At 65.9% G+C, this 7,712-nt stretch carries 9 protein-coding genes; 4 read left to right on the forward strand and 5 right to left on the reverse strand.

Features of this window, described 5'->3' with window-relative positions; all coding sequences use genetic code 11:
* From AC1DU6_RS14055 to AC1DU6_RS14065, 3 genes are all read right to left on the reverse strand, one after another.
* Positions 1-390 (reverse strand): fumarylacetoacetate hydrolase family protein (locus tag AC1DU6_RS14055; protein ID WP_477857825.1); only part of this gene is annotated, 390 nt, incomplete at its 3' end.
* Between the two features lie 23 nt (positions 391-413).
* Positions 414-1,460, reverse strand: a complete 1,047-nt coding sequence (gene gtdA / locus AC1DU6_RS14060) for a gentisate 1,2-dioxygenase (RefSeq protein ID WP_457325923.1) — start codon at positions 1,458-1,460, stop codon at positions 414-416.
* 11 nt (positions 1,461-1,471) lie between these two features.
* A complete protein-coding gene (locus AC1DU6_RS14065; protein WP_477857827.1) occupies positions 1,472-2,461 on the reverse strand; it encodes a 2Fe-2S iron-sulfur cluster-binding protein in 990 nt (329 codons plus the stop codon).
* Positions 2,462-2,581: 120 nt separating this feature from the next.
* Between AC1DU6_RS14065 and AC1DU6_RS14070 the strand changes: the two genes are divergently transcribed.
* Positions 2,582-3,487, forward strand: coding sequence for a LysR family transcriptional regulator (locus AC1DU6_RS14070; protein WP_457325459.1), 906 nt, complete (start codon positions 2,582-2,584; stop codon positions 3,485-3,487).
* Between the two features lie 174 nt (positions 3,488-3,661).
* On the opposite strand, the gene AC1DU6_RS14075 is transcribed toward AC1DU6_RS14070, so the two are convergent.
* Both AC1DU6_RS14075 and AC1DU6_RS14080 read right to left on the reverse strand, forming a co-directional pair.
* Entirely contained in the window at positions 3,662-4,411 is a 750-nt protein-coding gene (locus tag AC1DU6_RS14075; RefSeq protein WP_477857829.1) for an arginyltransferase, read from the reverse strand.
* The gene (locus AC1DU6_RS14080) at positions 4,408-5,139 is read right to left on the reverse strand and encodes a leucyl/phenylalanyl-tRNA--protein transferase (RefSeq protein WP_477857831.1); all 732 of its coding nucleotides are present in this window, start codon (positions 5,137-5,139) and stop codon (positions 4,408-4,410) included. Before AC1DU6_RS14080 ends, AC1DU6_RS14075 begins: the two co-directional genes overlap by 4 nt.
* A gap of 23 nt (positions 5,140-5,162) precedes the next feature.
* Here AC1DU6_RS14080 and AC1DU6_RS14085 point away from each other — a divergent pair, with 23 nt between their 5' ends.
* From AC1DU6_RS14085 to AC1DU6_RS14095, 3 genes are all read left to right on the forward strand, one after another.
* Entirely contained in the window at positions 5,163-5,531 is a 369-nt protein-coding gene (locus AC1DU6_RS14085; protein ID WP_457393152.1) for an ArsC family reductase, read from the forward strand.
* A gap of 131 nt (positions 5,532-5,662) precedes the next feature.
* Entirely contained in the window at positions 5,663-6,868 is a 1,206-nt protein-coding gene (locus AC1DU6_RS14090; protein ID WP_477857833.1) for an ammonium transporter, read from the forward strand.
* A gap of 48 nt (positions 6,869-6,916) precedes the next feature.
* On the forward strand, positions 6,917-7,621 hold the full coding sequence (locus AC1DU6_RS14095; protein ID WP_457326041.1) for a riboflavin synthase subunit alpha: 705 nt from the start codon (positions 6,917-6,919) through the stop codon (positions 7,619-7,621).
* Positions 7,622-7,712 lie beyond the last annotated feature (91 nt).

The raw sequence follows: 7,712 nt of genomic DNA on the forward strand, positions 1-7,712 counted from the left end.
CTCCCAGGGCCGGCCCTTGTCGCGGGCTTCGAGCTGCAGGTCGCGGCGCGTCATGTCCAGGCCGACGGCATAGCCGTAGACATGGTCGAGCGCCTGTTCGACCGGGATGTTGCGCCCGCCCTTGCCCAGCACCACGACGAGTTCGATCTCGTGGTGGTAGTTCTTGGTGTGCGGCGGATAGGGCAGGCTCACCGGCGCGGCCGCGTCGACGACGGCGCTTGCCGGCTTCATGAAGAAGAACGGCGCTTCGCGGTCCGGGTCCTTGCCCATCTCGCGGGCATGCGCGGCGTAGTTGCGGCCGACGCAGAAGACGCGATTCACGGCAACGCGCTCGTCGCTGTTGGCGATGGCGAGGGTGTGCAGCGGTGGGGCTTGGAGGGCGAGCTTCATGTGGGAGTCCATGGATCAGGGGTTCATTGGCGTTGTTCGCGAAACAGGCCGAGCGCCTGTTGCACGGGGCGGTCAGAAAAGCTGAACAGCAGGCTGTCGCGGTCCGCGCGCAGCTGCAATGCGTGCCAGGACGGCACGACGAAGACATCGTTCTCCTGCACCCGCAGCGTGAGGTCGCCGATGCGCGCCTCGCCGCCGCCTTCCAGGCAGACGTAGACGGTGCTGTCGGTGCTGCGATAGGTATGGGTTTCGAAGCCGGCCGGCAGCCATTGCGCAAAGGCGCCTATGGTGGGCATGGGTGAGGCCCCCGTCGCCGGGTTCACGTAGCGCAGCTTGTGGCCCAGGTGCGGGTCGACGTCGCCGCGCGACACGCCCTGAAGCGCGGCACGGGTGCGTTCGAACGGGTAGACGAAGACGCGGGTCGGCTCGGCCGGCCGCGGCTGGTAGTCCACCGGCAGCATGTTGGCGCCGTAGCGCGCCAGGGCATCGCCTTCGGGGCGGCGCAGCTGCTGGCTCGCGTCCTGGCTCTTCTCGGAGAAGCCGGCGTCAAGAAAGCGGACGATGGGGATGTCCAGCCCGTCCAGCCACACGACCGGATCGGTGCCGAGGTTGCCGTGGTCGTGGAAGGTCCAGGCCGGGGTGATGATGAAGTCGCCGCGGCGCATCGTCGTGCGCTCGCCGTCGACCGCGGTGTAGGCGCCTTCGCCATCGAGCACCAGGCGCAATGCCGACTGGGTGTGCCGATGCGCGGGTGCGACCTCGCCAGGAAGGATCAGCTGCAGGCCCGCGTACAGCGACTGCGTGATCGACGAATGGCCCCGCAGCGCCGGGTTCTCCAGGATCAGCACGCGGCGCTCGGCTTCCTCGGCGGTGATGAGCCGGCCAGCCTCCATCACCTGCTCGCGCAGCTCCGCATAGCGCCACAGCGCTGCCTGCAAAGGCGAGCGGGGCTGCGGCGGCACCAGCGCGCCGAGTACCTCCCACAGCGGCGTCATGTTCTGGGTGCCGATTCGTTCGTAGAAGGTCGCGCGCGCGGCCCGCTGCTCGGCGCTCAAGGCAGCAGCATGCATAAGGGGTCTCCTCAGGTTCCTTGGGTGTAGAAGGCATCGGCATGGATGCGCTCGGGCTCGATGCCCTTGCGATGCACCATCAGCGAGGCCGCTTCCACCATCGGTGGTGAGCCGCACAGGTAAGCGCGCCAACCGCGCAGGTCGCCGAGGTCTTGATCGATGACATCGGTGACCAGGCCACAGCGGTGCAGCTTGGGATCGCCGCCCGAGGCGACGACGACGTTGAGCTTCAGGCCGGCGTGATCGCGGGCCAGTTCCTTCAGCCAGGACAGGCCGTAGACGTCCCGTGGCGAGCGCACCCCGAAGTACAAATGGATGGGGTTGCGCATGCCTTCGGCAACCGCACCGCGCAGGATGGACAGCACCGGTGCCAGACCCGTGCCTCCCGCGATGCAGAGCATCGGCCCGTCGTGCTTGCGGCGCAGGTAGGCCGACCCCAGCGGCCCGCTGACGCGCACGGCGTCGCCAACCTTCAACTGACGGGCGATGTAGCCGCTGACGCGCCCGTCGGGCACGACGCGCACATGAAACTCAAGATCGCCGCCCTCGAGCGGAATGCCTGCCATTGAATAGGGCCTGGCATGTTCCGGCGTGAACTGCAGTTGAGCGTATTGCCCTGGCGAGAACGCCAACGGCTTGGCCGGCTTCAGGACCACGCGCTTGATGTCATGCGTCATGTCCTCGACTGCCGTGACCGTGGCTTTCAGGATGCGCGCCGGGTGCACCACGATCTCGTCCGGCTCCGGGATCTCGATCACACAGGGTTCGGTCAGATAGGTCCGGCACGCCAGCACGTAGCTGTCGGCTCCATCCAAGGGGCGCTGCTGCTCTTTACCCCCCTCAAGCACGTCGCCCTCAAGCAGCTTGCAGCGACAGGTGCCGCATCGGCCGGCCATGCACGAGTAGGACATCGGCACCTGAGCCGCCTGCAATGCCTCCAGCAGATTCGCGCCAGGCTCGACATGGATGACGCGATTCAGTGGTTGGATGAGGACTTCCATGCAGCTTGCCGGCCAAGTCGTTTGCGATTGGCKGCATGTTGTCCACTTCGGTGACCTCAGCCAATAGAATCTGATGAATAGATCACATCACCAGGAATGATGTGACGGCGGAGACGACGCATGGAGCTCGGAGACATCGATCTCAACCAACTCGTGCTGTTCCACCACTTGATGGCGGAACGCCGGGTGTCCAGGGTGGCGGAGCTGATGGAGCTCACGCAGCCGGCCGTCAGCAACACGCTGGCCAAGCTGCGCAAGCAGTTCGGTGACGAGCTTTTCGTGCGAACGCCCAAGGGCATGATGCCCACACCGTTTGCCGAGCAGCTGGCGGAGCCCATCGGCTACGCGCTCTCGATGATTCACAGCGGCATCAACCAGCGCGTGGAGTTCGACCCCGCCCAGGTGCAGCGCGCCATGACCATCGGCATGACCGACATCGGCGAGATCGTCTTTCTGCCTCGCCTGATGGAGCGCCTCAGCCGGGAAGCCCCCGGCATCACCTTGAACACGGTTCGCAACACCGCCGTGAACCTCCGGGACGACATGGAGGCCGGCCGCGTCGAYCTCGCCATCGGCCTGCTGCCCATGCTCAAGGCCGGCTTCTTCCAGCGGCGCCTCTTCAGCCAGCGCTACGTCTGCCTGTTCCGGCGTGGGCACGCGGTGGAGAAACGCAAGCTCACGCTCAACGACTTCCGCAACGCCGAGCACCTCGTCATCGTCTCGGCCGGCACGGGCCATGGCAAGGTCGACGAACTGATACGCCGGGCGGGCATCAACCGCACGGTGCGGCTCTCTGTGCCGCACTTCGTCAGCGTCGGGCACATCCTGCAGGATTCCGACCTCGTGGCCACCGTGCCGGAGCGGTTGGCGCAGCAACTGACCGGCCCTTTCAACCTCAGCTACCTGCCGCATCCAGTCAAGCTGCCGGACATTGCGATCAACGTCTTCTGGCATGCCCAAGCCCACCGTGCGCCGGCCAACCAATGGCTCCGTGGCGTGATCTGCGAGATGTTCGGCGGTGACTGAAGCTTGGCGCCGCATGGCGCGGGCAAGACAAAGCAGTGAGCCGCCACCATCGTCACGTCTGGAATCTGTGGGTAATCACGTCGACTTGGACAGCGACCTGCTTGCGATTCGGGCCGCTGCCTGGGCCAGGAGCCGCACCTGCGAAATCAGCCTAGGACTTCCCGACGCTGCAGGTCATTGTTTTGGTTCGCAAGCGACGTCCTCCCAGACGCCGTTCTTCAGGATCTGGTGGGGCCTGAACCCCGCCTTGTAGGCCATCTTCGGGCTCTCCTCGATCCAGTAGCCCAGGTAGAGGTGGCTGAGCTTGAGCTCCTTGGCCTGCTGGATCTGCCACAGCACGCCATAGGTGCCGAAGCTGCCCGGCACGTCCGGGTCGTAGAAGGTGTAGACCGCCGACAGGCCGTCGTTGAGGATGTCCAGGATGGACACCATGCGCAGCGGTGTGCTGCCGTCAGACATCGTCTCGCGGAACTCCACGAGGCGCGAGTTGATGCGCGACTGCAGCAGGAACTGGGTGTACTGGTCGACGCTGTCATGGTCCATGCCGCCGCCAGAGTGCCGGCCGGCCTGGTAGCGCAGGTACAGGGCGTAGTGCTCGGGCGAATAGCCCAGGCGCATGACCTTGGCTTGCAGATGACGATGGGCCTTCCAGGCCCGCTTCTGACTGCGAGTGGCCTCGAAGCTGGCCACCGGCACGCGCAGCGCGATGCAGGCACGGCATTGGTCGCAATAGGGGCGGTAGGTGAAGAGCCCGCTGCGGCGAAAACCTGCGGCAACCAGGTTGGAATAGGCGTCGGCGTGGATCAGGTGGCTGGGCGTGGCGACCTGGGAACGCGCCTGGCGGCCCGCCACATAGCTGCACGGGTAGGCGGCCGTGGCATAGAACTGGATCTGCGCGAGCGGCAGTTCTTTTGGATGGGTCACGTCGAGGTCAGAAGCCTGTGCCAGTAGTCCGGATGATAGGTCCAGGGGCCGGGCGTAGGTCCACCCACGTGGGTGGCGAGGTGGTCCTCGAAGGCTGCCCGTGGGACTTCTGCCGCACCCAGCGAGGCCAGGTGGGGGGTGTTCTGCTGGCAGTCGATCCAGGGGATGCCGAACTGGCGGCACAGGCAGATCAGGGCGCAAAGGGCGATCTTGGAGGCGTCGGTGCGGCGCATGAACATGGATTCGCCATAGAACATGCGCCCCAGGTTGACGCCGTACAGGCCGCCGGCGAGTTCGCCGTCCATCCAGGTCTCGATGCTGTGCATGGCCGGCCAGGCGAGATAGGCAGCCTGCAGTTCGGGCACGATCCAGGTGCCTGACTGACCCTCGCGCGGCGCGCTGGCGCAGGCACGCAGCACGGTGGCGCGATCAAAGTCGACGCGGATCYCACAGCCGGGCGTGGAGGCGAAGCGTGCCACCGTCTTGCGCAGCGAGCGTGACAACTTGAAGTCGGCCGTCTGCAGCACCATGCGCGGGTCGGGCGCCCACCACAGCGGCGGCTGGCCGGGGCCGTACCAGGGGAAGATGCCGCGCCGGTAGGCCGCTTCCAGGCGCTCGGGGTCCAGGGTGCCGCCGGCGGCAAGCAGGCCGGGGGCATCGGTGCCAGGGCCCAGCGCCCGCGAGCTGGGTGGAAAGTCGAGGGAAGCTTCGTCAAGCCAGTCGATCATGGAGCCATGGTAAGTTGGCGCCCATGATCACCGTCTATGGCATTCCCAACTGCGACACCGTCAAGAAGGCGCGCTCCTGGCTGGCCGAACAAGGCCTGGAAGTCGCTTTCCATGACTTCAAGAAACAGGGCGTACCGGCCGAGCTGCTGCCGACCTGGATCAAGGCCTTTGGCCGCGACAGGATCGTCAACCGCGCCGGTAACACCTGGCGCAAGCTGGACGACGCCGCCAAGGCCGCCGTCACTGACGACGCGTCGGCCGCGGCGCTGATGCTGACCGAGCCTAGCGTCATCAAGCGGCCCGTCGTGCGCTGGCCGGACGGCCACTGGACGCTCGGATTTGGTGCGGAATCGTTCGAGAAGAGTGCATTGAATGCACCAAAGAAGAGCTGAACGATTGCTTGCGCTGCTCTCTGGCCGCAAATTCACGCCTTAAAGGCGGGCATTGAATTTGCAATTTCGGTGCGGTTTGGTTCGGATTGGTGCATGTCGCCCAAGTCTGGAGCCGCCGGCCGGAGGCAGCGTTGGAGTCATCGATCAAGCAGGGCGCAGACGCGCTCTTCATCCTTCTGGGCGCCATCATGGTGCTCGCCATGCATGCGGGCTTTGCCTTCCTCGAACTGGGCACCGTGCGCAAGAAGAACCAGGTCAATGCCCTGGTCAAGATCCTGGTGGACTTCGCGGTGTCCACGCTGGCCTATTTCCTGGTCGGCTACCTGGTCGCCTACGGCAGCCATTTCTTCGTCGGCRCCGAGCAGTTGGCGCAGAAGAACGGCTATGAGCTGGTCAAGTTCTTCTTCCTGCTGACTTTCGCGGCGGCCATTCCCGCCATCGTGTCGGGCGGCATTGCCGAGCGGGCCCGCTTCGGCCCGCAACTGGCCGCCACCTGCGTCATCGTTGGCTTCATCTACCCGGTGTTCGAAGGCGTGGCCTGGAACCAGGCCTTCGGCATCCAGGCCTGGCTGAAGGCCGCCACGGGCGCCGAGTTCCATGACTTCGCCGGCAGCGTCGTTGTGCATGCCGTGGGCGGCTGGATAGGTCTCGCCGCCGTGCTGCTGCTCGGCCCGCGCCTGAACCGCTACCGCAAGGACGGCGCGATGAGCGCCCACCCGCCGTCAAGCATCCCTTTCCTGGCCCTGGGCGCCTGGGTGCTGACGGTGGGCTGGTTCGGCTTCAACGTGATGAGCGCGCAGACGCTGGACAAGCTGTCCGGCCTGGTCGCCGTCAATTCGTTGATGGCCATGGCCGGCGGCACGCTGGTGGCCGTGCTGCTGGGCCGCAATGACCCCGGCTTTGCCTACAACGGCCCGCTGGCCGGCCTGGTGGCCGTCTGCGCCGGCTCGGACGTCATGCACCCGCTGGGCGCGCTGGTGACGGGTGGCGTCGCCGGCTGGGTGTTCGTGCAGTTCTTCACCCTGACGCAGAACCGCTGGAAGATCGACGACGTGCTGGGTGTCTGGCCGCTGCACGGCCTGTGCGGCGCCTGGGGCGGCATCGCTTGCGGCGTCTTTGGGCAGAAGGCGCTGGGCGGCATCGGCGGCGTGTCCTTCAGCGCTCAGTTGATCGGCACGCTGGGTGGCGTGGCCTGGGCGCTGGCCGGCGGTTTCGTTGTCTATGGCGCCATCAAACGCATCACCGGCCTGCGGCTGGATGCGGAACAGGAGTTCGAAGGCGCCGACCAATCCATCCACAAGATCGGCTCGACGCCGGACCGTGAGGTCAGCTGGTAAGCTGGCCCGAACGCTGTTCAAAAAGGCCTCCCTGGAGGCCTGTTTTCCATGTTCACAGGCATTGTCCAGGGCGTCGCCCGCGTCGAATCCATCGAAGCCCGTGAGGGCCTGCACACCCTGCATCTGAAGTTCCCGCAGGGCTTCGACGCGGAGCTGGCTATTGGCGCCAGCGTCTCCTGCGACGGCGTCTGCCTGACCGTGACCGAGCGCCCAGCCTCCGACGTGGCCAGCTTCGACGTGATGGCGCAGACGCTCAGCCTCACCACGCTGGGCGGCCTGATGGTGGGCTCTGGCCTGAACGTCGAGCGCGCGGCCCGGGAAGGCGTCGAGATCGGCGGCCATCCGCTGTCCGGCCATGTGGACGTCTCCGCCCGCATTGCCGAGATCCGCAAGCCCGACAACAACCACGTCATCCGCTTCGCGCTGCCCGCGCCGTGGATGCGTTATGTCTTTGCCAAGGGTTACATCGGCGTCAACGGCTGCAGCCTCACCGTGGCCGAGGCCCGGCGCGAGCGCGACGGGTCGGGCTGGTTCGAGGTGTGGCTCATTCCCGAGACGCTGCGCATGACGACCTTTGGCGACAAGGGTGTGGGCGATGCGGTGCACATCGAGATCGAGCGCAGCACCCAGGTCGTCGTCGACACGGTGCGTGACGCGCTGGACGAGAAGCTGGGCCCGCTGCTGCCAGTGCTGGAAGCCATCGCACGGGAGCGTGGCATCGACATCACGCAGCTCGCGATAAGCAAATCTTGATGCTTTCTTGATACCCCCCGCCTCGATCTTGGCGAGGCTTTGAGGGCGCAATTTCCAGAATCACTTCCATCGTTATGGAGGTGTCATGGAC

It is taken from the genome of Roseateles sp. P5_B10, assembly GCF_056400485.1.

Coding starts and splice junctions, on each gene's coding strand:
- gtdA (WP_457325923.1), bottom strand. CDS start 1,460: ATGCATGCTGCTGCCTTGAGCGCCGAGCAGCGGGCCGCGCGCGCGACC.
- AC1DU6_RS14065 (WP_477857827.1), bottom strand. CDS start 2,461: ATGGAAGTCCTCATCCAACCACTGAATCGCGTCATCCATGTCGAGCCT.
- AC1DU6_RS14085 (WP_457393152.1), top strand. CDS start 5,163: ATGATCACCGTCTATGGCATTCCCAACTGCGACACCGTCAAGAAGGCG.
- AC1DU6_RS14095 (WP_457326041.1), top strand. CDS start 6,917: ATGTTCACAGGCATTGTCCAGGGCGTCGCCCGCGTCGAATCCATCGAA.